Raw genomic sequence first — 23,944 nt, 5'->3', positions numbered from 1 at the left:
GTAGCGATGCTCGCCCGAGGAGCTCCGCTCGCGCCGCCCGCCGCCCATCTGTGGGTGGGCGGCGACCTGGCCGGGTTCAGGCGGTCCAGGTACGGGTGCTGAGGACCAGTCGGTAGCCGTCGGGGTCGGCGACGGTGACGCCGAACTCGTCCCAGTACGGGTTGTGGGAGGGGACGCGGGTGCCGCCGGCCGCCTCCAGCCCGGCGACCAGGGCGTCGTCCACGGGCGCACCGAGGTAGAGGACGAACAGGTCGTCGACGGTCGGGGTCGGTTCGAGCGGACGCTCCGGGTCGTGGGTCAGCTCGAAGTGCCAGGTGCCGCCGGGCAGTCCGACCATCAGCAGGTCGTGCTCGCCGGGGACGCGCTCGGTGCTGCGCCAGAGGACGGAGAGGCCGAGCCCGTCGACATAGAAACGTTCGGCGGCGGCAAGATCCCGCGAGGGGCGCGCGACCCGGATCCGGGTGGTGGAGTCGATCATGTGGTGAGCGTACTGGCCGCCTGTCGGTGACCCGGCGTCAGAGGCGCTGCAAGCGCTCCTCGTCCGACGTCCGGGGGCAGGTGATGCACGCGTTGTCGGGGCGGATCGCGTAGTAGAGGCAGCAGCCCAGCCTGGTCCGGGTGTGGTGGCCGCGGCCGTCCGGGCCGTGCAGGACGCGGAAGTCGGCGGCGCCGAGGAGCGGCTGGGTCCCTCCGGGGAGTACGGCCCCCGCAGCCGCGACGGCTCCCGCCTCACCACCGGCGCCGGCGCCGTCGACGGTGCCGTCGATGGTGTCGCCGCCGGCGCCGGCCTCGAAACCCGCGCCCTCCCCGGCGGCGTCGAGCATCTGCCCGAGGTGCCAGATCGCCGAGGCGAGGTCGTCCGTGACCATGCCCCAGAGCGCCCGGGTGCCGCGACGGGTGGGGCCCGCGAAAGCGGCGAGGAGCGGTTCGACGGAGGCGACGACGGCGGTGCGCAGTTCGGCGCGGAGCTCGTCGTCGCCCGGGAGCGTGACGTGGGTGCGCGGGCGGAGCACGAGATCGCCGGTCGCCGCGTGCAGCCAGAGGTCCGCGCCGTCGATCGCGGGGACGCGGCGGGCGAGGCGCCAGGGCCCGGCGATCAGGAGGGAGACCGACCACAGGTAGTGGTGCAGCAGACGAGAGGCGGCGACGTGCGGGCGCGGGGCGGTGCCGTGCTCGGCGGCGAGCGGTGCGATGCGGGCCGCCTCACCGGCCAGCGCGGCGTCGAGGGCGGCCGGGTCCGCGGCCAGCTCGGCGGCGGAGTACCAGCCCTGCGCGCGGGTCGGGGCCGGTTCGCCCTCGCCGAGCAGGGTGACCCGCAGCGCGGGGCAGAGGTCCAGCAGCCGCCGGTAGTCCGCGCGGAGAGGAGAGAGGCCCCGGCCGGTGGCGGGCAGGGGTGCGGTCCCCGAGATCATCGGCACTCCCGAGATCGAGTTAGGTGAGGCTCACCTTATAGGCTCCTGGGACCACTTCTGACGCACCGCCACCCCGATCCGCACCGCGTCGGCCCGACTTGACGTTCTTAGGGTCGCCTAACCTAGGATCTCGCCTTGTGCTAGCAACCGACACGACGGCCGTCGCGGCCCCGACAGGGCCCCGGACCACCGCGGTGCGGCAGCTCCCGACACCGGCCACCGGACGAGGAGTGCTCGTGCTGCATGCCACGCCCGCGCCCTGCCCGCCGAGCCCCGGCTCCGCCCCCAGCCGCGCGCCCGGCTCCCGCACCCCGGGCCGGGCCGCCGGCGCCAGAGGCGGTCGACCGGTAGCGGCGTACTGACGGGCACGCTGACGGGCGACGGGCTCAGCCGGCCGGCCGGCCGGCTGACTGACTGACTGACTCGAAGTCCGACGGGCCGACAAGTCGACACTCAGGCCGGTGCCGACCTGCTCGACCGGACCGACCCCGCCCCGATCTTCGTGGCCGTCGTCGACAAACCGGCCGGGCCGCGCGAGGTGAGCACCCGGGCACCGGCGCCCTCGCCCTCGCCCTCGCCCGGCAGAACCCGAACACCACACCATCTGACAAGGTGTTCAATATGTCGGACGAGACCCGGATGTCCGACATCGGCACCCGGGCCACCGATGTCGTGCTCGCCGATGCCGTGCTCTGCAATGCCGTGCTCGCCGACACCGCCGGAGCCGCGGGCGCCGACACGTTCGCGCAGCAATCCCCCTCCGGGACGGGCCATGGGGAGCCCGCCCCTCCCCCGCCCCCTCGCTCCCCACCCCACGGAGAGGATCCGCTCCGCCATGCGGCTCTACCTTCTCGCGCTCAATCCCACCGACTCGGTCACCCAGGGCTTCCTGCCGGCCGCTGCCCGGCTCGGGCTCGACGTCACGGTGCTCACCGACCACGGCGAACCGCATCGACGCGCCTACGCCGGGCTGGAGTTCGCGCCGGACGTCGTGGAGTGTGAGGTCCGGGACTTCCGCGAGGTGGTCGGGGCCGTCTCCCGGCACCGGGCCCACGAGGCCACCCCGGCGGCTCCGGCCTCGGACCCCACGGCGGACCCGGCGGCGGGCGCGGGCTTCGCCGTCTTCAGCAACAGCGACCACCTCCAGACCCAGACCGCCCTGGTCGCCGAGTACTTCGGCCTGCCGGGCAAGGACTGGAGGGCCGCACTGCGGGCCAAGAACAAGGGCGAGCTGCGCCGGCACCTGGCCGCCGTAGGCCTCGACACCGTCCGCTCCGTCGAACTCTCCCCCGGCCAGGACCCCTCCGTGCCGGCGGAGTCGGGCCTGCCCTTCCCCGTGGTGGTGAAGCCCCGCGAGGGCGTCGCGAGCGAGGACGTCTCCCTGGTCGCCGACGTCCACGAACTGCAACGGCGCTGCAAGGAGATACAGCACCGGCGGCCCGGCGCCGCGCTGGTCGTCGAGGAGTTCCTGGCCGGGCAGTTGTGCACGCTGGAGACACTCGGCGACGGCCGACGACGCCACGTCCTCGGCGGGTTCCGGACCAGGGTCTCCCCGCCGCCCCACTTCATCGAGGAGATGCTGGAGTTCGTCCCCGCCCACCCGGCCGCCGTGGTCGAGCAGGTCCTGGCCCAGCTCGACGCCATCGGCATCGGCCTCGGCGTCTGTCACACCGAGTTCGTCGTCCAGCCGGACGGCCGGGCCCGGATCATCGAGGTCAACTACCGTGCCATCGGCGACCAGTGCGACCTGATGCTGGCCGACCTCCTCGACATCCCGCTCTTCGAGCTCATCCTCGGCACCCACCTGGGCCGTGAACTGCCCGCCGACCTCTCCGACCGGTGCGCCGCCGCCCCGCTGCGCGCCCGGAACGAACCGGTCTGCGCCGACCGGGCCGGCACCCTCACCGCCGCACCCGGACCGTACGACGAGGATCTCGACGGCGTCCGGCTCGCCTACCGGCCGCTGCGCGAACTCGGCGAGCGGCACGAGCACTACCGCACCAACCGGGACTACCTGGGCGTGATCCGCGCCGTCGGCCCCGAGCAGTCCGCCGTGGACGCCGCCGTCGCCCGCTTCGTCACCGCCAACCGCTGGGAGATCACACCGTGAGCGCCACCGCCGCCCCGACCGCCCGGCCCAGCACGGCGACCGGCACGGCGACCAGTACGGCGACCAGTACGGCGACCGGCACGGCACGGACCGCCGTCCCCGCCGCCGTGTCCGCGTCCGATGCCCTGACCCTCCGGGTGCTGTCCGCGCTGCTGCGCGAGGACGTGTTCGGACTGCGCACCCGCGCCACCGTCGAGGAGCGGGCCGACGGCCCCTGGCTGCACCTGGCCGACGCCGGCCTCGCCCTGCCCGTCACCCCCGACGGCTTCCAGTGCGAGTACGCCGTCCGGTTGCCGCTGGTCGAACTGGGCGGCGCCCGGCCCGAGGGCCTGGACGGCATCGTGGCCTCGCTCGCCGGCCTCGCCGACCCCGAGGACCGGCCGGGCTGGGCGGCCTTCGCCGAGGAGTGCCGGCAGACCCTCGCCACCATGGAGCTGCACGACCGCGCCCGGTCCGAGACGCACGCCACCCTCACCGACCTCTACGGCGCGGACCCGGCCCGGTGGACCGGCCCCGCCGCCGCCCTGGGCCACGACACGCTCGCCGCCTACCTCGACCACCCGGTCTACCCGACCGCGCGCGGTCGCGCCGGCCTCACCGAGGCACAACTACGCTCCTACGCACCGGAGTTCCACCCAGCCTTCGAACTGCGCTGGCTCGCCCTCCCGGCCGGCGCCCTGACCACCCACGGCACCGAGCCGCTGCCCAGCTGGTGGCCCACCCCGAGCTGGCTGGGCCTCGACCTGCCGGGCGGCGACGGCGCCTGGGCCACCCTGCCGGTGCACCCGCTCACCATCGGCGAACCGCTGACGGAGGCCCTGCGCGCCACCGGCCTGGAGGGCAGCGCCGTGCTCGCCGACCGGTCCTGCCTGACGGTGGTGCCCACCCTCTCGATGCGGACGGTGGCCGTCGCCGACGACCCCGCCCACCACCTCAAACTCCCCCTCGCCACCTCCACCCTGGGCCGCCTCAACCGCCGCACCATCAAACCCGGGACGCTGCTCGACGGCGCCGCCGGCCAGCAGCTGTTCGAGGCCGTCCTCGCCCGCGAACCGCGCTTCGCCGGCCGGATCCTGCACGCCGACGAGCAGACCTGGGCGCATGCCGGGCACGAACTGCTCGCCGTACTGCTGCGCCGCTACCCGAGCCCGGCAGCCCCGGCCACGACCACTCCGGCGGCATGCGGCAGCACGGACGCACCAGGCACGACGGGCACGACGGGCACGACGGGCACGACGGGCACGACGGGCACGAGCAGCCTGGGGCGGTCGGTCGTCGTGCCGCTGGCCGCGCTGCTGGCCCCCGCGCCCGGCGGCCGGCTGGTGATCGACCATCTCGCCGACCGTTTCCACGGCGGCGACCCGGTCGCGCTCTACGACGCCCTGCTTGGCCTGCTCCTCGACTGGCAGACCACCCTGTTCGGCTACGGCATCGCCCTGGAGTCCCATCAGCAGAACATCTCCCTGGTGCTGGACGAGGACGGCGGGCTGCGCCTGCTCCACAAGGACGACGACGGGCCGCGCATCCACACCGCCCGGCTCACCGAGCGGCTGGGCGGAGGAATCGGCGAACTCCTTTCCTCCCCGGCCGGGTTCGACGACGCCCGGATCCTCGGCACCGACGACCGGGCACTGACCGACCTCTTCGCCACCGTCACCGGCCACCTCTGCACCGGAGCACTCGCCTTCGGGCTCGCCGCCCAAGGGCGGGCCGAACTCGACGATCTGCTGGCGATGTTGCGCGGCCGTCTGAGCGAGGCGGTCGACCGGATCGGCCCCGCGGGCGCCCCTCTGCGCGCCGCGCTGCTGGACGCCGACCGACTGCCGGTCAAGGCCATGGTCACCGCGGGCACCCTGCTGACCAAGCAGCGTTCGGGTGCCGCGGACATCAACAAGCACTACACCGACGGGCCCAACTACCTTCTGCCGCCGTCGAGACGCGCCGCACGCCGGGGAGCCGACCGGGCGGCAGGACCGACCGGTGCCGGCACCGGCAGCAGCTGCCGATGACCGCACATCCCCTGGCCGCCGGGGGCGGCGCCATGGCCGCGGACGCCGGCCCGGCCACCGCCCCAGCCCTCTCGCCCCGCACGCGTTGGAGCCGCCGATGATCCACGAACTGCCCACCGCCGACCACGCAGTGGCCCACACCCTGCTCAACTGCCTGCTCCGGGAGGTGTCCCAGCCCGAGCACCAGACCACAGTCGCCGCCGGCCGACTGCTGTTCCGGCTCCCCCGTCGCGGCGTCCTGCTCCGGATCGCCCTGCGCCGCACCTCGCAGCTCGGTGCACACCGGTTCACCGGCCCGGTCGAGGAGGAACGGGCCGACGGCTGGCACGCGTTGGACTGGCGCGAGCTGGCCGGCCACGTCCAGGGCGAGCTGGAGCTGCGGACCGGCGTGACCAACGGGGAGTTCCTCGACCAGCTGACCTCCAGTCACATCGGCGTCGCGGCCGGGCTGGACCGCCGACCTGGCGTTGGCGCCGACCGGTATCTGGAGTCCGAGCAGGCGCTGCTCTTCGGGCACCGGTTCCACCCCGCGCCGAAGTCACGCTCCGCCGAGCGCGGCGACTGGCGGGCGTACGCGCCGGAGTCACGGGCGGCCTTCCAGCTGCGGCACCTGGCCGTCCGGAGCGAGCTCGTCACGGAGTCCGCCACGGACCGGACGGCCCTCGCACTGCTGGACGGGCTGCACGCGGTGCCGGCCGGGTACCGGCTGCTGCCCGTCCACCCCTGGCAGTACCAACTCCTCGCCGACCACCCGCTGTTGCGCGGCGCCCTGGCACGGGGGGACATCCTCGACCTCGGCCCCGCCGGCGAGCCCTTCACCGCGACCGCCTCCGTCCGCACCCTGTACGGCGCCGGCGCGTTCCTCAAGTTCAGCCTCAATGTGCGGATCACCAACTGCCTGCGCAAGAACGCCGCCTACGAGCTGGCCGGCGCCGTCGCACTGACCCGTCTGCTCGACCCCGCCCTCACCGAGCTCGCCGCGCGCTTCCCCGATGCCGCCGTCCTGCGCGAGCCCGCCTTCCGCACCCTCGCCCTGCCCGGCGCGGACGGCCTCCCGGACCTCGCGCTCTACGAAGGGTTCGGCCTCATCGTCCGGGAGGGCTTCGCCGGCGTGCTGCGCCCCGGCGTCACCCCGCTGCTGGCCGCCGCCGTCGCCGACGAGTACCCGACCAGCTCGGCGCACATCTCCACGCTGCTCGGCGCGGGCCGCCCGGGCCGTACCGCGACCACTGGGAAAACCGGGACCACCGGGGCGAGCACCGACGCCGCGACCGGCATCGCGACCGCCACCGACACCGACACCGGTGCGCAACGGGCCCTCGCATGGTGGGCGGCCTACCTGCGGCTGCTCGTCCCGCCGGTGCTCGCCGCCTACTTCGACCACGGCGTGGTGCTGGAGCCGCACCTGCAGAACGTGCTGATCGGCGTCGACGCGGCCGGCCGGCCCGCCCAGGTGCTCTTCCGCGACCTGGAGGGAACGAAGCTCGTGCCCGACCGGAACGCCGCTCTGCTGGCCGCACTTCCGCCCGAGGTGGCCGGCCCGATGGCGTACGACGCCGAGCGCGGATGGGACCGGGTGGTCTACTGCCTGCTGGTCAACCACGTCGCCGAACTGCTGGCCGCCATCGCCGACCGGCACCCGGAGGCCGAGGCCGAGCTCTGGGAGGTGGTCCGGCGCGTCCTGGAGGAGTACGCCGCCGACCACGGCCGCCCGCCCCGGCTGCGCGCGCTGCTGGCCGGCGTGCCGCTGCCCGCCAAGGCCAACCTGCTGACCCGCTGGGAGCGCCGCCCCGACCGCCAGGCCGGCTACGTCCGGCTGCCGTCCCCGCTCGCCCCGACCGTCCTCGCGGAGACCGCGTACCTGCCGACGCGGAGCCCGCGGACACCCGCCTCGCCCGCGCCGGCCGCCCCCTCGCCCACCTCGCGGCAGCCCGCACTGCGGGCACCGGCCTGGAGTGCAGGATGACCGACCCCGACCCCGCCCTGGAGCCTTCGATGACCGACGCCGTCCGCCGGCACGTCGCCGGGCTGGCGCCGGATGCGCTGCCCGCCTTCGTCTACGACCTCGCGGCGCTGCGGGCGCACGCCGCCGCCGTCCGGGCCGCGCTGCCCGAACGGGTGGAGCTCTACTACGCCGCCAAGGCCAACCCGGACGCCCCCGTCCTGACCGCCCTGCGGGGCTCGGTCGACGGCTACGAGGTCTCCAGCGGCGGGGAGTTGGCCCACGTCCGGGCGACCGTGCCGGATGCGCCGCTCGCCTTCGGCGGCCCGGGCAAGACCCCCGCCGAGATCCTGTCCGCCGTCGACGCCGGGGTGCACCGCTGGCACGTCGAGAGCGAGCAGGAGCTGCACCGGCTGGCCGCCGTCCTCACCGGCCGGCGGCCGGAGGCCGTCGTGGACGTGCTGCTCCGGGTCAACCTGCCGGTCGGCGCCGGGGCGCTGGACACGGTCGCGCTCGCCATGGGCGGCCGTCCGACGCCGTTCGGCCTCGATCCGGAGCGCGCCGAGGCCTGCACCCGCCTGCTCACCGATCCGCTCGGGCCGTTCGGTCCGCTCCGCCGGCGGCTGCGGCTGCGCGGCGTGCACGCGCACCTGGCGAGCGGGCTGACCGCGGCGGAACAGCTCGCCGTCGCCGGGCAGATCGTGGGCTGGGCGAGCAGGCTCGCGGAGCGGCACGCCTTCCCGCTGGCCGAGGTCAACGTGGGCGGCGGCATGGCGGTCGACTACGAGGACCCACGCGCACACTTCGACTGGACGGCCTTCGGTGAAGGCCTCGCGAAGCTCCTCGACCGGCACCCCGGCCCGGCCCTGCGGATCGAGCCGGGGCGTGCGCTGACCGCCTACTGCGGCTGGTACGCGACCGAGGTGCTGGACGTGAAGCGCAGCCACGGCGAGGATTTCGCGGTGGTCCGCGGCGGCACCCACCACCTGCGCACCCCGGCCACCCGGGGCCACGACCAGCCCTTCGACGTCCTGCCGGTCGACGCCTGGCCGCACGCCTGGCCGCGTCCCGCCGTCGCCACCGGCCGCGCCACCCTGGCCGGTCAGCTCTGCACGCCGAAGGACGTTCTCGCCCGCGCCTCCACGGCCGCGGACGGTCTCCGCACCGCGGACCGGGTGCTCTTCTCGATGGCGGGCGCGTACGGGTGGAACATCTCGCACCACGACTTCCTGATGCACCCGCGCCCGGGCTTCCACTACCTGGACGGGTGACGTACGGACAACGCGACGGACAACAGGTGGCGGGTGACAACCTTCAGTGAACAGATTCTGAAAGCTGTCACCCGCCATCCGCCGGTCGGACACCACCACCCCGCCACCCCCGTCCCGCGGGGGGCTGGCGCAGGTCACCACCGCACAGACGTGCGAGAGTGGTAACCAGCGAAGGGAGCGCGGACGTGCTGATGGACAGGGTGGCGGAGATCCTCGCCGAGGCGTCGGCCGAGGTGGTGGAGCCGAGGTTCCGGGCACTGGCCGCCGGCGAGATCATGGAGAAGGCCCCGGGCGAGGTCGTGACCGTGGCCGACCGCGAGGCCGAGGCGATCATCGAACGACGGCTCCGCGAGCTCCTCCCCGTCCCCGTGGTCGGCGAGGAGGCCGTGTCCGCCGATCCCGGGCTCGCCCGGGCCCTGCATTCCGAGCCCGCCGTCTGGCTGGTCGACCCGGTGGACGGCACGTCCAACTTCATCGCCGGCCGCCCCGACTACGCCGTGATGGCCTCGCTGGTGCGCTCCGGCCGTACCGTCGCCGCCTGGATCTGGCAGCCCTCCACCGCCACCTGCTTCACCGCCGAGCTCGGCTCCGGGGCCTGGCGCAACGGCCACCGCCTCACCCGGTCACCCGCGGCCGGCGAGCCCGCCAAGTGGCGCGGCTCGCTCAAGAGCCGGTTCCTGGAGCCGGAGCAGCGCCGGCGGCTGGAGGCCAACGCGGCGGCCTTCGGTGAGATCACCCCCGGCCGGAACGCCGCCGGCGTCGAGTACCCGGACCTCGTCGAGGGAGCCCTCGACTTCATCCTCTACTGGCGCACCCTCCCCTGGGACCACGCGCCGGGCTCCCTGCTGGTCACCGAGGCCGGCGGGGTGGCCGCCCGCCTCGACGGCACCCCCTACCGGCCGGAGGCGCCGGGCTGCGAGGACGGTCTGCTGGTCGCCGCGGACCCGGCGGCCTGGGAGCGCACCCGCGACATCCTGCTCGGCCGGTAGCCGGCAGGCCGCGGCCTCGTCAGCCCCGTCAGCCCCGTCAGCCCCGTCAGCCCCGTCGGGCCACCGCTCCCGGCTCACCAGACGACCGGCAGCCGCTCCGGCAGGCGCTTGATGAAGCCGGTCCGCCAGGCCAGCTGCTCGACGGGCAGTGCGAGCCGCAGGCCGGGCAGCCGCTCGACCAGGGCCGTGATCGCGATCTCCGCATGGGTCCGCCCGAGCGCCGAGGCGGGGCAGAAGTGCCGGCCCGCACCGAAGGCCAGGTGCGGGTTGGCGGCCCGGTCGAAGTCGATCTTCTCCGGTTCCGGGAAGACCGCCGGGTCGTAGTTGGCACCCTCGACCAGCACGAGCACCAACTCCCCCTCCTTCACGTCGACGTCGCCGAGCCGCACGTCCGCCAGCGCGAGCCGGGGCAGCGCGTCACCGATCGACAGGTTGACCCGGAGCAGTTCGTCCACCGCGCGGCCGATCAGCGCGGGCTCGCGCCGCAGCCGTTCCGCCAGCTCCGGCTGCTGGGCCAGGTAGATGATCGCGTGCAGCAGGAACGAGGAGGTGGAGACGGCACCCGCGCCGAACAGTGACAGCGCGACGGTGGCGAGCAGTTCGTCACTCACCCGGTCCGGGACGTCGGGGGAGCGGCGCAGCTCGGCGAACCGGCCGAGCAGACCCTCCTTGGGCTCCGGGTCGGCGGTGAGCCGGTCCAGCATGTAGCCGAGGTCCTTGTACCAGTTCGGCGCCGCCCCTTCGAACGGCACGGGGCTGGTGAGGAAGGCGACGTCGATGCCGGACATCAGCCGGCGCCAGTCGTCGGCCGGGATGCCGAGCAACCGGCAGTGCAGGGCGGCGGAGTAGGGCTCGGTGAAGCCGTCGCGCAGCTCACCGGGCGCGCCCTGGTCGATCAGCGCGTCGATCAGCCGGTGTGCCTCGGCCTGCAGCCAGCCGTCCAACTCCCGGTCCGCGCGCGGCGAGAGGGTCTTCATGACGGCGTTGCGCAGACCCGCGCTGTTGACGTTGCCCATGTTGTTGACCACCTCCGGCGGGATGGTCAGGGCGTACTGCCGGGGGACGCCGGGGTTGGCGGTGTCCTTGAGGCTGAACCGTTCGTCCTCCAGCACCTGCCTCGCCAGCTCGTAGCTGCTGACCAGCCAGGCGGGGTCGCCGGTCAGGGTCCGGACCCGGGCGACGGGCTGCTCCTCACGCAGCCGGGTCGCCTCCTCGGGCAGGACGTCACCCCGGCGCGAGAGCGGGAAGGTCGGATCGGTCATGGCTGTGCTCCAGGGGTGGAGGGGCGAGCAGGAAGGTGCACGGGAAAGACGCAAGGGAAAGGCGCACGCGACGGGCGGGCGCCGCGGCGACGGCGACGCGCGAGGGCCCGCACCGGGGCGAGGGGCGGCGGTGGGGCCGGAGCCGGGCGGGCTCAGGCGGCTCGGGCCACCGGCACCTTGACGGATGCCGGAGCGGCCGGGCGGACCACCGCGTACGCCTGGCCGGCCGCCGCCCGCAGGCCCTCGTCACGACCGAAGAGGACCGGGGTGAGGGGCAGTTGGAGGTGGTAGCAACTCACCGAGGAGGCCACCCCGAGCAGCGCCGGGGTGTCCAGGAAGAAGGGCAGCTCGGCCGCGATGTACTGGAGCCCGGCGGCGAGCTGGGGCTCGTTCGGAGTCAGGCCCTCGTCCATCCGGGCGGCCAGGAAGCCGCGGGCCATGCCCTCGGCGGCCTCACGGAACACCGGGTCGGTGCGGAGCGCGTCGAGGGCCTGCCGGTGCAGCCGGCGGTACACGGGGTGGCCGGCGAAGTCGGAGAGAGCGTGCATCCGGACGCCGTCGGGGCGGCCCGCCTCCTCGGCTCCGCGGTCGATCCGCCGGGCAGTGGCCTTGACCTCCTTGGTGGCCCGCCGCCGGGCGTGCTCGGCGGTGTAGCCGAAGGCCTCGTACTGCGCCTCGACGTGCAGGTCGGCGTGGACGATGTCGATACGTTCGAAGAACTCCCGCCCCCACCCGATCAGTTCGGCTATTCGACGGTGACTGAAATAGCTGTTCCCCGGGCTGACGCCGATGAGCAGGTGCTCGCCGCGGCGCCAGATCTCCTCGCAGCGGCCGGAGAACGGGATTGCCTCGTACACGTCCGGATCGATGGTGACGACGCTTTCGCCCGGGAGGGTTTCGCGCATGCCTTGCCTCCGCTTCGTTGTTCGCAGGTGATTCGCAGGTGATTCACAGGGGTTGCCGCGGTTCTCCCGGGATTCACCGAAGTGCATGGCAAATGGGCGGAGTTCACCCGGAGGTTGGGGTGGACTCACCGCATGCGAATGGCACACGCCTGGTCAGGCGGCCTGCCCCGGGGAGTCGCTTGCTCTTGGTGGGGCGGCGACCACATGAAGTTACCGCCGCGCTTCGGGATCTCCGCAAGCCCTACCGGGGGGTTGGCGAAATCTGATCACCGGGCGGCCGGAATCGGCCTGTACTCCCGTGGAAACGTATGTCCACGGAGACTTTCAAGGGGCGGCCGAATATCCCCGGGCCAGCATGTCACGCCAGTGTGGATTCCTCCAACATCCGCCCGGGGAAAGGGCCTTGATTTGGCCGCGACGAACGCCGGACGACGGGCCCGTGAAGGCGGACTCCCGGGGTCGGACCGCCGAATTCGGGTGGCCGGGCCGAACGGCCCGGCCGCCCGGCCGGGGCGGCCGCCACCCACCCCGCGTCCGGCCACCCACCCCGCGTCCGGCCGCCCGGCCCGCCCGGCCCCCGCACAGGCGCAGGCGCGGGCGCGGGCGCTACGCCGGCCGGGTCTCCCGTCCGGTCCGGACGATCGCGTGCAGCAGTTCGCCGACCTGGGCCGCGGTGCTGTGCGGGTTCAACAGCGTCAGCTTCAGGCGGACGCGGCCCGGGCCCTCGCCGGGGAGTTCGGTCCGGCCCACGACGGCGCGACCGGTGCGCAGCAGGGTCCGGCGCAGTTCGGCGTTGACCGCGTCGAGCACGGCGCGGTCCTGCTCGCCGGGCGGGCGGTAGCGGAAGACCACCGTGGTGAGGACGGGTTCGGCGTGCAGTTCGAGCTCGGGTTCGGCGCGGACGGCCTCGGCGGCGTCCAGGGCGAGCCGGTGACAGGCGTCGACCAGCCGGCCGAGCCCGGCGCGGCCGAGGGTGCGCAGGGTGACGGCGATCTTGAAGGCGTCGGCCCGCCGGGTGGTGCGCAGCGACTGCCCCAACAGGCTCGGGTAGCCGGCGCGTTCGTCGTCCGCCGGGTTGAGGTACTCGGCCCGGCGGGCGAGCGAGACGTAGGTCTCGGCGCGGCGGACGAGGAAGATCCCGGCGGCGGCGGGCTGCCAGCCGAGCTTGTGCCAGTCGAGGGAGACCGAGTCGGCGCGGGCGATGCCGTCGAGCAGTGGGGCGAGCCGGTCGGAGAGCAGTGCGCCGCCCCCGTACGCGGCGTCGACGTGCAGCCAGGCGCCGTAGCGGCCGGCGAGGTCGGCGGCGGCGTGCAGCGGGTCGATCGCCCCGGTGTCGGTGGTGCCGGCGGTGGCGACGACGGCGATCGGGGTCTGCCCGGCCCAACTGGTCTCGGCCAGGGCACTGGCCAGGGCGGCCGGGTCCATGCGCAGGTCGCGGTCGACCGGGACGGACACCACGGCGCGCTCACCGAGGCCGAGCAGGGCGGCGGCGCGCTGGACGGAGAAGTGCGCGGCCTGCGAGGCGATGATCCGGGGGGCGACGCCGGCCGGCAGGCCGTCCAGTTCGACGATGCCGTCGAGCTTCTGGTCGCGCGCCAGCATCAGGCCCATCAGGTTGGACTCGGTCCCGCCGGAGGTGAGCACGCCGGCGGCCCGGTCCGGGTCGTAGCCGACCAGGGCGGCGAGTTCGGCGAGCAGCGCGGTCTCCAGCGCGGTGGCGGCGGGGGCCTGGTCCCAGGAGTCCTGGGAGGGGTTGAGCGCGCTGACGGCGAGGTCCGCGGCGGCCGCGACCGCGAGCGGGGGGCAGTGCAGATGGGCGGCGCAGGCGGGGTCGGCGGGGTCGGCGGCGCCGTGGGCGAGCAGTTCGGTGAGCACGGCGAGCGCCTGCGGGCCGTGCGTGCCGGCGAACCGTTCGGCGACGAGCGCGGCGAGCGCGGCCGGGTGTCCGGCGGGCAGCGGGCCACCGCGCCGGGCGGCGCCGGTGTCCAGCGCGTCGAGCACGGTGGCCAGCAGCGGGCCGAGCGCGGCCGGCCCGGCCGCGCCGCCGGAGAGTGCGTCCGGGGGCGCGGCCGGATCGTCGGGCAGTTCGGGATCGTCCGGGAGGTCCGGGTCGCCCGGACGGCCGGGGCCCCGGGGGCGCCCGGGGAGCCGGGCCCGCCGCGCCCGCTCACCGGGCCTCCGCCCCGGGCGCCCGGCGGCCCGCGCCGTGGCCGGCCTCGGCCCACGCCTTCGCCGCGACCGCGATGGCGTCGGCGAGCCGGTCGAGCACCGCGTCGGCCTGTTCGTCGGTGATGGTGAGCGGTGGGAGCAGGCGCAGCACCGCGTCGTGCCGGCCGCCGAGTTCGACGATCAGCCCGCGGTCCAGGCAGGCCTCGCGGACCCGGACGGCGAACGCCGGCGCGGCCGGGCGGGCTCCGCAGGCATCGGGCTCGGCCGTCGGGTCGACCAGCTCGACACCGATCATCAGCCCGCGACCGCGCACGTCGCCGATCACCGGGAGTTCGCCGGCCAGGGCGCGCAGCCGCGCCGTCATCCGGGCGCCGACGACGGCCGCCCGCTCGACGAGCCCGTGCGCGGCGACGTACCGGAGGGTGGCCGCGCCGGCGGCCATGGCGAGGGTGTTGCCGCGGAACGTGCCGGTGTGCGCGCCGGGGAGCCAGCCGTCGTACTCCGCGCGGTAGACGACGACGGCCAGGGGCAGGCTGCCGCCGATCGCTTTGGAGAGCACCATCGCGTCGGGGACGATGCCGCTGTGCTCGACCGCCCACATCGCACCGGTGCGGCCGACTCCGGTCTGCACCTCGTCCACGATCAGCGGGATGCCGCGCTCGGCGGTGATCCGGCGCATCGCGCGCAACCACTCGTCGGGCGCGGGGACGACACCGCCCTCCCCCTGGACGGCCTCCAGGACCATCGCGGCGGGCCGGACCACGCCGCCCGCGGGGTCGTCCAGCAGCCGCTCGGCGTAGGTCGCGGCGAGGCCGGCGCCCGCCTCGCCGCCGACCCCGAACGGGCAGCGGTAGGCGTACGGGTAGGGCAGCCGGACGACATCGCGGCCGCCCGGCAGCGGCTCCTTGACGGCGACGTTGCCGGTCAGCGCGAGGGCGCCGGCCGTCATGCCGTGGTAGGCGCCGGTGAAGGCGAGGGCGCCGGCGCGGCCGGTGGCGGTCTGCATGAGTTTGAGCGCGGCCTCGACGGCGTCCGTCCCGGCGGGGCCGCAGAAGTGCACCCGGGCCTGCTCGGCGAACTCCCGCGGCAGGCTCTCGAACAGGGCGGTGGTGAAGTCGTCCTTCTCGGCGGTGGCGAGGTCCAGCAGGTGCAGCGGCGCGCCGCTGTCCAGGGTGCGGCGGATCGCCTCCAGGACGGCGGGGTGGTTGTGACCGAGCGCGAGGGTGCCGGCGCCGGAGAGGCAGTCGAGGTAGCGGCGGCCGTCGGCGCCCTCGACGGTCATGCCGTGGGCGCGCACCGGGACGATCGGGAACGAGCGCGCGTAGGTGCGGGCGGCGGACTCGCGGACGCGCTGGCGGCGCAGGATGGCATCCCCGCCCGGCCCCTGGGCGGGGACGGCGGTGGAACCGGCAGGGGGGACGGTCTGACCGGTGGCGGGCTCAGCGGCGAGCGTCAAAGCGGACTCCCAAGAAGTTAGGTAAGCCTAACTTTACTTGCCTGACCTGGCCGGATACGCGCGGGGCGGCCACAACCACCCGCGCGGGTGACACGGCCCGCACCTCCCCAACGAACGGGGGCGCCGGAGGTTACGGCCCGCGCGCTACCCTCGCCGCATGTCACCCGCACCCTCCGACCGGCACGGGGCCGACGCGCACGGGGCCGACCGGCGCCGCACCGGCCCGCACGGCACCGACGAGCACCACCTGAACGCGCGCAGCACCGACGAGCGCCCCGTGAACGCGCGCGGCACCGACGAGCCCGACGCGGCCGAGCACCGTGCCGAACTGGCCCGCACCCGCGAGTTCTTCGCCACCCGCGCCGCCGGGTGGGACGCCCGGTTCCCCGACGACGGCCCGCGCTACGCCGCCGCCGTCGCCGAACTCGGCCTGCACGCGGGCGATGCCGTCCTGGACGCCGGCTGCGGCACCGGCCGGGCGCTGCCGCTGCTGCGCGCGGCGGTCGGCCCGGCGGGCCGGGTGCTCGGCGCGGACCTCACCCCCGAGATGCTGCACGAGGCCGCCCGCCACCACACCGCCGAGGCGACCCTGCTGCTCGCCGACTGCGCCCGCCTCCCGCTCCCGGCCGCCACCCTGGACGCCGTGTTCGCCGCCGGCCTGATCTCCCACCTCCCGGCCCCGGCCGGCGCGCTGCGCGAACTCGCCCGCGTCACCCGCCCGGGCGGCGCCCTCGCGCTCTTCCACCCCGTCGGCCGGGCCGTCCTCGCCGCCCGGCACGGGCGCGCGCTCACCCCCGACGACCTGCGCGCGGAGCCCAACCTCCGGCCGCTACTGGCCGCCGCAGGCTGGCAGTTGGGGAGCTACACGGACACCGACGACCGGTTCCTCGCCCTGGCGACGCGCAGCTGACGGCGGAGCCGGCGCGGCGTCGACACGGCGTCGACACGGTGCTGAGGGCCTGGGGCGGCGACGGGCAGCCGGACGGCCGGCGGACGGCGGGGCAAGGGCGGCTCCGGCCCATGATCACCGCCGTGTCAGACTCGGAACCCGACGCACCCGCACCGGGTGCCCGACGAGAGGACCGGACGTGGCACTCTTCGGCAACGCACACCGGGTGGACAACGCCGAGGCGCAGAAGGAGTTCGCCCGGCTGTTCGGTGCGGGCGAGCAGGTGCAGGCCGCCTACCGGCTGGTCCGCGACACCTTCCTGTTCACCGACCGCCGGCTGCTCCTGGTCGACAAGCAGGGCATCACCGGCAAGAAGACCGAGTACCACTCGATCCCCTACCGCAGCATCACGCACTTCGCCGTGGAGACGGCCGGCTCGTTCGATCTCGACGCCGAGCTGAAGATCTGGGTCTCGGGCGCGGCCATGCCGATCTCGAAGAACTTCACCAAGGACGTCGACATCTACGAAGTCCAGGCCCTGCTCACCGAGTACGTCGCCCGGTAGCACCGACGGGCGCCCCGCCCGTCCGCACGCCGGGCGGCACCCGCACCGCGCGCCGCCCGGTGTGCCCCGCCGCGCCCCCGGGCCGTACGCCGTCAGCGGCCCGCGCCGCCCGTCCAGCGGTAGCAGAGCTCCGGGCGCCCGACACTGCCGTACTGGGGTTCGCGGGCGGCGAGGCCGGTGTCTACGAGGTGTTCGAGGTAGCGCCGCGCGGTGATCCGGGAGACGCCCGCCGCGGTGCCGGCGGCCGCCGCCGAGAGCCCCGCGCGGGCCTCGCGCAGGACGGTGGCGAGGGTGTCGAGGGTGGGGGCGCTCAATCCCTTGGGCAGCGCGGTGCGTTCGGGGGTGCGGAGCAGTGCGAGCGCCTGGTCCACCTCGTCCTGGCCGGTGGCCTGGCCGGTGCGGGCGACGGTGTCCCGGTAGCGGGCGTACCGCTCCAGGCGGTCGTGCAGGGCCGCCGCGCCGAAGGGCTTCAGCAGATACTGGACGACGCCCGCGGAGACGGCCTGGCGGACCATCGCGAGGTCCCGGGCCGAGGTGACGGCAATGACGTCGGTGGTGTGCCCGGCCGCGCGCAGGGTGCCGCAGAGCTGGAGGCCGTGCCCGTCGGGCAGGTAGAGGTCGAGCAGGGTGAGGTCCACGGGGCGGCCCGCGGCACGGGCCCGGTCCAGGAAGCGCAGCGCGTCCGCGCAGCTGTGGACCGTGCCGGCAGCGCGGAAGCCTGGCTCACGCGCGACGTACAGGGTATGGGCGGCGGCCGCCACCGGGTCGTCCTCGACCACCAGGACGGAGATCTCGGGCCGGTCCGGCGGGCGGTTCACGACGCCACCGGCCGGTCTGCCGTCGATCGGTCCGCCACCGGCCGATCCGCCACCGGCCCGGCGGACGTGGGGCGGGCCGCCGGGACGCGGCCGAGCGGCAGGCGGACGGTGAGCACCGCGCCACGCTCCCGCCCGACCTCGACGGTGCCGCCGTTGCGCCGGGCGGTCTGGGCGACGAGTGCCAGCCCGAGCCCGTGCCCGTGGCCGTCCTGCTTGGTGCTCCAGCCCCGCCGGAACACGTCCTCCACGGCCGCCGGATCGATGCCGGTACCGGTGTCGGCGACCCGCAGCAGGAGGTACTCGCCCTCCTCGGGGGCCCCGCCGCCCGCGGCGCTGCCCGGGCGGTCGGTGTCGATGCGCGCGGGGTCGGTACGGGCGGGGTCGGTACGGCCTGCGTCGATGCGCGCGGTGATGGTGACCTCCGGCGGGCCGGGATACTCGGCGGCGCCCGCGATCGCGGCGTCCACGGCGTTGTCGACGAGGTTCCCGAGGACGGTGATCAAGTCCCGGGCGGAGAGACCGGGCGGCAGCACCCCGTCGTCGATCCGGCTGTCCTCGGTGAGTGTCAGCTCCACTCCCCGCTCGGCGGCCTGGGCCGCCTTGCCGAGCAGCAGGGCGGCCAGCACCGGTTCGCCCACCGCGGCGACGACCCGGTCGGTGAGCCGCTGGGCCAGGGCGAGTTCGGCGGTCGCGAACTCCACCGCCTCCTTGTGGCGGCCGAGTTCGATCAGCGAGACCACCGCGTGCAGCCGGTTGGCAGCCTCGTGCGCCTGCGCGCCGAGCGCCTCGGTGAAACCCCGGACCGAGTCCAACTCGCCGCTCAAGGACTGAAGTTCGGTGTGGTCGCGAAGGGTGAGGACGCGGCCGAGACCGGTGCCGATGGTGGAGGTGTTGAGCACCACCACCCGCTCGGCGGTGAGGTGGACCTCGTCCCGGACCGGCTCCGCGCCGAGCACAGCCGCCACCAGCGCCTCCGGCAGCCCCAGCCCGTCGACCGGCCGGCCCTCCAGTTCACCGGCCAGCCCGAGGAGTTCACGGGCCGCGTCGTTGCAGAGCACCACCCGGTGGCGGCGGTCGAGCAGGATCAGTCCCTCGCGCACCGAGCGCAGGGTGGCCTGGTGGTACTCGTACAGGTGGCTGAGCTCGGCCGGCCCCATGCCGTGGGTGTGGCGCCGCAGCCGGGAGTTGGCGAGGTAGGTGCCGAGTCCGCCGACCGTCAGCGCCGCCACCGCAACGCCGACCAGCGCGAGCAGCGGACCACGCAGCTGGGCGGAGATGGACTGCACGGTGATGCCCGCGCTGACCAGCGCGATCACCCGGTGCTGCTCGTCCAGCACCGGGGTGACCACCCGCACCGAGGCGCCGAGCGTTCCCGTGTACGTCTCGCTGCGGGTCTCCCCGGCGAGCGCCCAGTCGATGTGACCGAGGAAGGTCCGGCCGATCTGCTCGGGCAGCGGGTGGGTCCAGCGCACCCCGGCGGTGTCCATCACCGTGATGAACGAGACGCCGGTGTCCACCCGGACCTGCTCCGCGTACGGCTGCAGGACGGCGCTCGGATCCGGCCCGACGACGGCGGCCCGGACCGACGGCGCGTCGGCGACCGAACGGGCGACGGCGGTCACCTGGCGGCGGGCCGCGTCCTCGGTGCGGTCGGCGGTGAAGAGGTAGGCCAGCACGGCGCCACCGGCCACCACCGCGGCGACGATGACCACCTGGACGACGAAGAGCTGCCCGGCCAGACTGCGCACCAGCCGACGCGGCGCACCGGGCACCGGCCGCCGGCGCGGCGGGGGCAGCGTGCGCGGGGACATGCCTGACAGTGTGCACCACCGCCGCCCGGCACCCGCCCGGCCCGACACCCCGGCCCGACGGCGGCGACCGGACCCGACGACGGTGGCCCAACGGCGGTGGCCCAACGGCGGCAGCGGCAGACCGGCGTGAACTCTATGAACGCAAACGTGACCTCCGTCACGGCCCGGCCCATAGTCGGAGCGGCCCACCACCCGGGGCCGCCAGGACTGCAGGGCGAAGGAGCCGCAGATGTCGATCACCGGAGCAGGACCGCAGGCGGAGGTCAGACGCCGGGACCGCACCCACTACCTCTATCTCGCGGTGATCGTCGCCGTGATCGCGGGGATCGTGGTCGGCCTGGTCGCGCCCGGATTCGCGGTGGAGCTGAAGCCGGTCGGGACGGGCTTCGTCAACCTGATCAAGATGATGATCAGCCCGGTGATCTTCTGCACCATCGTGCTGGGCATCGGCTCGGTGACCAAGGCCGCGAAGGTCGGCAAGGTCGGCGGCCTCGCACTCGGCTACTTCCTCACGATGTCGACGGTGGCCCTGGCGATCGGGCTGCTGGTCGGCAACCTGCTGGAGCCGGGCGGCGGCCTGCACCTGACCGCCGCGCTCGCCAAGTCCGGCCATGCCCAGGCTGCCGCGGGCGCCGCGCAGTCCACCACGGACTTCCTGCTCGGCATGATCCCGACCACCATGCTCTCCGCCCTCACCGAGGGCAAGGTGCTGCAGACCCTGCTGGTCGCCCTGCTGGCGGGCTTCGCACTCCAGGCGATGGGGCCGGCCGGTGCACCCGTGCTGCGCGGGATCGAGCACGTGCAGCGGCTGGTCTTCCGGGTCATGTCGATGATCATGTGGGTGGCGCCGGTCGGCGCCTTCGGGGCGATGGCCGCCGTGGTCGGGGCGACCGGCACGGCCGCGCTGAAGAGCCTCGCCGTGATCATGATCGGCTTCTACCTCACCTGCGCGCTCTTCGTCATCGTGGTGCTCGGCACCCTGCTGCGGCTGGTCGCGGGCGTCAACGTGTTCAGCCTGCTGCGCTACCTCGGCCGCGAGTTCCTGCTGATCCTCTCCACCTCGTCCTCCGAGAGCGCGCTGCCGCGGCTGATCGCCAAGATGGAGCACCTGGGCGTCAGCCGTCCGGTCGTGGGCATCACCGTGCCGACCGGCTACAGCTTCAACCTGGACGGCACCGCGATCTACCTGACGATGGCCTCGATCTTCATCTCCGAGGCGATGGACAAGCCCATGTCGCTCGGCGAGCAGGCCTCCCTGCTGATCTTCATGGTGATCGCCAGCAAGGGCGCGGCCGGCGTCACCGGCGCCGGGCTGGCCACCCTGGCCGGCGGGCTGCAGTCCCACAAGCCGGCCCTGGTCGACGGGGTCGGACTGATCGTCGGCATCGACCGCTTCATGTCCGAGGCCCGGGCGCTCACCAACTTCGCGGGCAACGCCGTCGCCACCGTGCTGATCGGGCACTGGACCGGTGAGTTCGACCGGGAGCGGGCCGGGCAGGTGCTGGCCGGCGCGGTGCCGTTCGACGAGCGGACGCTGGTCGACACACACGGCGCGGACGCACCGGCCGCCCCGGCGCAGCCCTCCGGCGCGCCGGCGACGCCGCCCGAGCCCGTCCCCGCGCAGGGCGGTGCGGCGAGCGCCACCGTCTGACCGGAGCCGCGGGCGCGGCTCCCCAGCACTCCCCCGGCCCGGTACCGCAAGCCCAACCCCCCGGGCGGCGCCGGGCCGGGGGCCGTACCGACCCGGACGGACCCCCGTCCGCCCCGGGTCGCGCCCGCCGCCCTGCGCGGGCGCCGCGCCGGGCCGGGGCTGTCCGGCCCGGCGCGGGTCAGGGCTCGTCCGATCCGGCGCGGGTCAGGGCTCGTCCGATCCGCTCACCGCCCAGGCCAGACCGGTCGCCGGATCCTCCATCGCCAGGTGCAGGTGACGGAGGTCGTCCGAAGGGTCCCACCAGGTGAAGCAGCGCATCCGGGCCACCAGCGCGTTCACCTCGGCCCGGTTCACCCCCGTGCCTCCGAGCGGGCCGCCGCCACCGGCCATCGCGCCGAGCGCCCGCCACAGTGCCAGCCGGGCGTCGGCCGAGCCGCGCGACCGCTCCGCCGTCCCCGCCTGCACCAGGACGGGGTAGGCGATCGCGAACGGCAGGTAACCGCCGGTGATCCGCCGCCCAGGCGCCAGCTGGGCGGCCGCCTGGGACGCCGGCCCGCGCACGCAGACCACCTCCGTCCACTCCGCCAGTGCGGCCAGCACCCGGGTGGTCCGCTGGCCGCGCAACCGGCCGGCCGGTTCGGGCAGCAGCACCGGGCCCAGCCCCTCCCGGGTGGCGGGCAGGGTCAACAGTGCGCTGCGCGAGCCGCCGGCCGGGAGGTAGTCGCGCACCCGGACGCCCTCGCCCCAGCCCGCCGCCTCCCAGGGCTCCAGCATCAGCGGAACGCCCTCCGGGTCGGGCTCGGCGCCGTACGAGAGGTCCTCGCCGATCAGCACCCTGGTGTGCGCGACCAGCCGGCGCACCGGCGCCGGGCCGAGCAGCGGCGCCAGCCGCAGCCAGGAGTGCCGGGTGGCCAGCACCTCCCAGAGCGGCCCGGCGTCGTGGTCGGCCACCCCGGCGGCGGAGCCGGGGCCGCCGTCCGGATCGAACAGGCGCACGGACAGCTCGGGTGGCGCGGAGTACGCGATCAGATGGCCGAGCGACGCGGTCGCGGCTGCCGCGCGTTCCTCGCCCACCCGCGCCACCGCGGCGGCCCGCGCCTGCCGGTAGGCGCTCAGCAGCTCGGGCCAGCGGCCGTCCTCGACCAGGGTACGGAGCCGGTACTCCTCGTACGTGATCACGAAGCGCAGCGTACGGGCCGGGGCGGCACATCAGCTGACTTGCCGTCAGTTCGGTGCGTCGGGTCGGGCCCGCGGGGAGGGGAGCCGGCCCCGGCCGGCGCGGTCGCCGCCGTCGGGTGCGGGGGCGACCGGACACCCGCCGTCCTCGCGGGGGCCGCCACCGACGGACCGCTCGCGTTCGACGGCGGCCCGCAGGCGGGCCAGGGCGCGACGCCGGGTGACGGCCAGCGTGGAGCGGTGCACGCCCAGCAGCGCGGCCGCCTCGTCGACGGTGTACCCGTCGAGGTCGACGAGCGCCACGGCGCGGGCCTGCTTGGCGGTCAGGCAGCGCAGCAGTCGCGCGACCTCCCACCGGGCGTGCAGGTCCGCCAGGCCTCCGCCGGCCGGGTCGGCCGCAGTGCGCTCCCCCTCGGCCCGGTCCGGCACCACCGGGCGCCGGCGCTCCCGCCGCCACTGGTCACGCACGATGTTCGCCATGGTGGTGAACGCGTAGGCGTAGGGCTGCGGGTGGGCGAGAAAGCGTGCGGGCCGACGAGCGATCCGCAGATACGCATCGTGCACGATGTCGTCCGCCGTGGAGGGGCTTCCGGTCAGGGAAGCCGCTGCCCGGCGGAGCCTCGGCAGCATTTCCGTGAAAACGCGCTGCAATTCCACCCCGTCGGCGCCCGACGCCCCGTCGGGCGCCGAGCCCGGACCAAGGCCCTCGCCCGTACCCGCGCCCGCGTCCGGACCTGGACCCGGACCCGGACCTACACCTGTGCCTGCACCTGGACCTGGACCTGGACCTGGAACTTGGCCTGGACCGAAGGCTCCGGAGCCGCTCCGGTTCCGACCGGTGATCTCCATGCCGCTCCCCTCGGAAATCGGCACCCCTGGGGCCCGGCCGACGATTCGACCGACAGCCGACCTGTGACGCACATCACATCGTAGTTCGTCATCCCACCGTCCGCAGTCATTCGTGTGCAATGCGTCACCGTCCGGGCGTAGCACGGGAATTACCGGTCCCGTGGACCGTCCGGCCGGGGCACTTACCGCCAGCGAGGAGAGACACCGTGTCAGGTCGTATCGCCAGGAACATCGTCAGGCTCGGGATGGTGGCCGCGGCCGCCCTCGGCGTGCTCGCCACCACGACCCTGCCGGCGGCCGCCACCGCGCCGGCCGCCGACCAGAGCATCTCGACCGGGTCGGGCGTCGCGTCGCCCGAGGCCGTCACCGCCTCCTACCGCTGCACCATCACCGCCGACTACGGGTGGCGCTGGGAGGGCAGCTGCCGGATCTACTCCGGCGAGTTGCGCACCATCACGTACTGCGCCAACGGCACGTCCACCACCGGCCTCTGGATCGGTGCCCGCACCGATCCGTGGGCGGTCTGGGGCAACTGCCCGGGCTCCAGCTGGACCAGGATCGTCTTCCAGACCCGCGGCTGACGCCGCCGGGCCGCTCCGACCGGGCCGCTCGGGCCGTCCCGGCCGGGCCGTCCGGCTGCACGCACCGGGCAGGCCGGAC

At 74.9% G+C, this 23,944-nt stretch carries 19 protein-coding genes; 9 read left to right on the top strand and 10 right to left on the bottom strand.

The window, feature by feature from the left end:
- Window positions 1–76: 76 nt before the first annotated feature.
- Both OH807_RS33220 and OH807_RS33215 read right to left on the bottom strand, forming a co-directional pair.
- The gene (locus OH807_RS33220; protein WP_406206595.1) at window positions 77–478 is read right to left on the bottom strand and encodes a VOC family protein; all 402 of its coding nucleotides are present in this window, start codon (window positions 476–478) and stop codon (window positions 77–79) included.
- 37 nt (window positions 479–515) lie between these two features.
- Complete coding sequence (locus OH807_RS33215; RefSeq protein ID WP_406206592.1) at window positions 516–1,412, bottom strand: (2Fe-2S)-binding protein; 897 nt, start codon at window positions 1,410–1,412, stop codon at window positions 516–518.
- An 835-nt stretch (window positions 1,413–2,247) separates the two neighbouring features.
- Between OH807_RS33215 and OH807_RS33210 the strand changes: the two genes are divergently transcribed.
- From OH807_RS33210 to OH807_RS33190, 5 genes are all read left to right on the top strand, one after another.
- Complete coding sequence (locus OH807_RS33210) at window positions 2,248–3,522, top strand: acetyl-CoA carboxylase biotin carboxylase subunit family protein (RefSeq protein WP_406206590.1); 1,275 nt, start codon at window positions 2,248–2,250, stop codon at window positions 3,520–3,522.
- The gene (locus OH807_RS33205) at window positions 3,519–5,531 is read left to right on the top strand and encodes an IucA/IucC family protein (protein WP_406206587.1); all 2,013 of its coding nucleotides are present in this window, start codon (window positions 3,519–3,521) and stop codon (window positions 5,529–5,531) included. The genes OH807_RS33210 and OH807_RS33205 overlap by 4 nt, the downstream gene beginning before the upstream one ends.
- A 97-nt stretch (window positions 5,532–5,628) precedes the next feature.
- Window positions 5,629–7,497, top strand: a complete 1,869-nt coding sequence (locus OH807_RS33200) for an IucA/IucC family protein (RefSeq protein WP_406206585.1) — start codon at window positions 5,629–5,631, stop codon at window positions 7,495–7,497.
- Complete coding sequence (locus OH807_RS33195; RefSeq protein ID WP_406206582.1) at window positions 7,494–8,744, top strand: type III PLP-dependent enzyme; 1,251 nt, start codon at window positions 7,494–7,496, stop codon at window positions 8,742–8,744. The genes OH807_RS33200 and OH807_RS33195 overlap by 4 nt, the downstream gene beginning before the upstream one ends.
- A gap of 191 nt (window positions 8,745–8,935) precedes the next feature.
- Window positions 8,936–9,733, top strand: a complete 798-nt coding sequence (locus tag OH807_RS33190; RefSeq protein ID WP_406211333.1) for an inositol monophosphatase family protein — start codon at window positions 8,936–8,938, stop codon at window positions 9,731–9,733.
- Window positions 9,734–9,807: 74 nt separating this feature from the next.
- Here the strand turns inward: OH807_RS33190 and OH807_RS33185 are convergent, their stop codons facing one another.
- From OH807_RS33185 to OH807_RS33170, 4 genes are all read right to left on the bottom strand, one after another.
- On the bottom strand, window positions 9,808–10,995 hold the full coding sequence (locus OH807_RS33185; protein WP_406206579.1) for a cytochrome P450: 1,188 nt from the start codon (window positions 10,993–10,995) through the stop codon (window positions 9,808–9,810).
- A gap of 152 nt (window positions 10,996–11,147) precedes the next feature.
- A complete protein-coding gene (locus OH807_RS33180; protein WP_406206577.1) occupies window positions 11,148–11,900 on the bottom strand; it encodes a tRNA-dependent cyclodipeptide synthase in 753 nt (250 codons plus the stop codon).
- A gap of 606 nt (window positions 11,901–12,506) precedes the next feature.
- Entirely contained in the window at window positions 12,507–13,901 is a 1,395-nt protein-coding gene (locus OH807_RS33175) for a pyridoxal phosphate-dependent decarboxylase family protein (RefSeq protein ID WP_406206574.1), read from the bottom strand.
- 166 nt (window positions 13,902–14,067) lie between these two features.
- Window positions 14,068–15,435 (bottom strand): diaminobutyrate--2-oxoglutarate transaminase family protein, encoded by a 1,368-nt coding sequence (locus OH807_RS33170; protein ID WP_406211331.1) that lies wholly within the window; start codon window positions 15,433–15,435, stop codon window positions 14,068–14,070.
- A gap of 247 nt (window positions 15,436–15,682) precedes the next feature.
- Here OH807_RS33170 and OH807_RS33165 point away from each other — a divergent pair, with 247 nt between their 5' ends.
- Together OH807_RS33165 and OH807_RS33160 are read left to right on the top strand one after the other, a co-directional pair.
- Complete coding sequence (locus OH807_RS33165) at window positions 15,683–16,435, top strand: class I SAM-dependent methyltransferase (protein ID WP_406206571.1); 753 nt, start codon at window positions 15,683–15,685, stop codon at window positions 16,433–16,435.
- A gap of 178 nt (window positions 16,436–16,613) precedes the next feature.
- On the top strand, window positions 16,614–16,979 hold the full coding sequence (locus tag OH807_RS33160) for a PH domain-containing protein (protein WP_406206568.1): 366 nt from the start codon (window positions 16,614–16,616) through the stop codon (window positions 16,977–16,979).
- 92 nt (window positions 16,980–17,071) lie between these two features.
- Here OH807_RS33160 and OH807_RS33155 read toward each other — a convergent pair whose 3' ends face one another.
- On the bottom strand, window positions 17,072–17,797 hold the full coding sequence (locus OH807_RS33155; RefSeq protein WP_406206565.1) for a response regulator: 726 nt from the start codon (window positions 17,795–17,797) through the stop codon (window positions 17,072–17,074).
- A complete protein-coding gene (locus OH807_RS33150) occupies window positions 17,794–19,608 on the bottom strand; it encodes an ATP-binding protein (RefSeq protein ID WP_406206562.1) in 1,815 nt (604 codons plus the stop codon). The genes OH807_RS33155 and OH807_RS33150 overlap by 4 nt, the downstream gene beginning before the upstream one ends.
- Before the next feature lie 229 nt (window positions 19,609–19,837).
- Between OH807_RS33150 and OH807_RS33145 the strand changes: the two genes are divergently transcribed.
- Window positions 19,838–21,259, top strand: a complete 1,422-nt coding sequence (locus OH807_RS33145) for a cation:dicarboxylate symporter family transporter (protein ID WP_406206560.1) — start codon at window positions 19,838–19,840, stop codon at window positions 21,257–21,259.
- A gap of 204 nt (window positions 21,260–21,463) precedes the next feature.
- Here OH807_RS33145 and OH807_RS33140 read toward each other — a convergent pair whose 3' ends face one another.
- Both OH807_RS33140 and OH807_RS33135 read right to left on the bottom strand, forming a co-directional pair.
- A complete protein-coding gene (locus OH807_RS33140) occupies window positions 21,464–22,438 on the bottom strand; it encodes a hypothetical protein (protein WP_406206557.1) in 975 nt (324 codons plus the stop codon).
- A 45-nt stretch (window positions 22,439–22,483) separates the two neighbouring features.
- The gene (locus tag OH807_RS33135; protein ID WP_406206554.1) at window positions 22,484–23,092 is read right to left on the bottom strand and encodes an RNA polymerase sigma factor; all 609 of its coding nucleotides are present in this window, start codon (window positions 23,090–23,092) and stop codon (window positions 22,484–22,486) included.
- A gap of 398 nt (window positions 23,093–23,490) precedes the next feature.
- Between OH807_RS33135 and OH807_RS33130 the strand changes: the two genes are divergently transcribed.
- Complete coding sequence (locus OH807_RS33130) at window positions 23,491–23,865, top strand: hypothetical protein (RefSeq protein WP_406206551.1); 375 nt, start codon at window positions 23,491–23,493, stop codon at window positions 23,863–23,865.
- The last annotated feature ends 79 nt before the right edge of the window (window positions 23,866–23,944 follow it).

Source organism: Kitasatospora sp. NBC_01560, assembly GCF_045208415.1.
Classification (GTDB): Bacteria; Actinomycetota; Actinomycetes; order Streptomycetales; family Streptomycetaceae; genus Kitasatospora.
Note: the sequence above shows the minus strand (reverse complement) of the source record. Positions and strands in the feature narration are given on the sequence as shown.

Excerpts from the sequence above, each read along its gene's own strand:
- OH807_RS33220 (WP_406206595.1), bottom strand. The coding sequence starts at position 478 with ATGATCGACTCCACCACCCGGATCCGGGTCGCGCGCCCCTCGCGGGAT.
- OH807_RS33215 (WP_406206592.1), bottom strand. The coding sequence starts at position 1,412 with ATGATCTCGGGGACCGCACCCCTGCCCGCCACCGGCCGGGGCCTCTCT.
- OH807_RS33210 (WP_406206590.1), top strand. The coding sequence starts at position 2,248 with ATGCGGCTCTACCTTCTCGCGCTCAATCCCACCGACTCGGTCACCCAG.
- OH807_RS33200 (WP_406206585.1), top strand. The coding sequence starts at position 5,629 with ATGATCCACGAACTGCCCACCGCCGACCACGCAGTGGCCCACACCCTG.
- OH807_RS33195 (WP_406206582.1), top strand. The coding sequence starts at position 7,494 with ATGACCGACCCCGACCCCGCCCTGGAGCCTTCGATGACCGACGCCGTC.
- OH807_RS33190 (WP_406211333.1), top strand. The coding sequence starts at position 8,936 with ATGGACAGGGTGGCGGAGATCCTCGCCGAGGCGTCGGCCGAGGTGGTG.
- OH807_RS33185 (WP_406206579.1), bottom strand. The coding sequence starts at position 10,995 with ATGACCGATCCGACCTTCCCGCTCTCGCGCCGGGGTGACGTCCTGCCC.
- OH807_RS33180 (WP_406206577.1), bottom strand. The coding sequence starts at position 11,900 with ATGCGCGAAACCCTCCCGGGCGAAAGCGTCGTCACCATCGATCCGGAC.
- OH807_RS33165 (WP_406206571.1), top strand. The coding sequence starts at position 15,683 with ATGTCACCCGCACCCTCCGACCGGCACGGGGCCGACGCGCACGGGGCC.
- OH807_RS33150 (WP_406206562.1), bottom strand. The coding sequence starts at position 19,608 with ATGTCCCCGCGCACGCTGCCCCCGCCGCGCCGGCGGCCGGTGCCCGGT.
- OH807_RS33145 (WP_406206560.1), top strand. The coding sequence starts at position 19,838 with ATGTCGATCACCGGAGCAGGACCGCAGGCGGAGGTCAGACGCCGGGAC.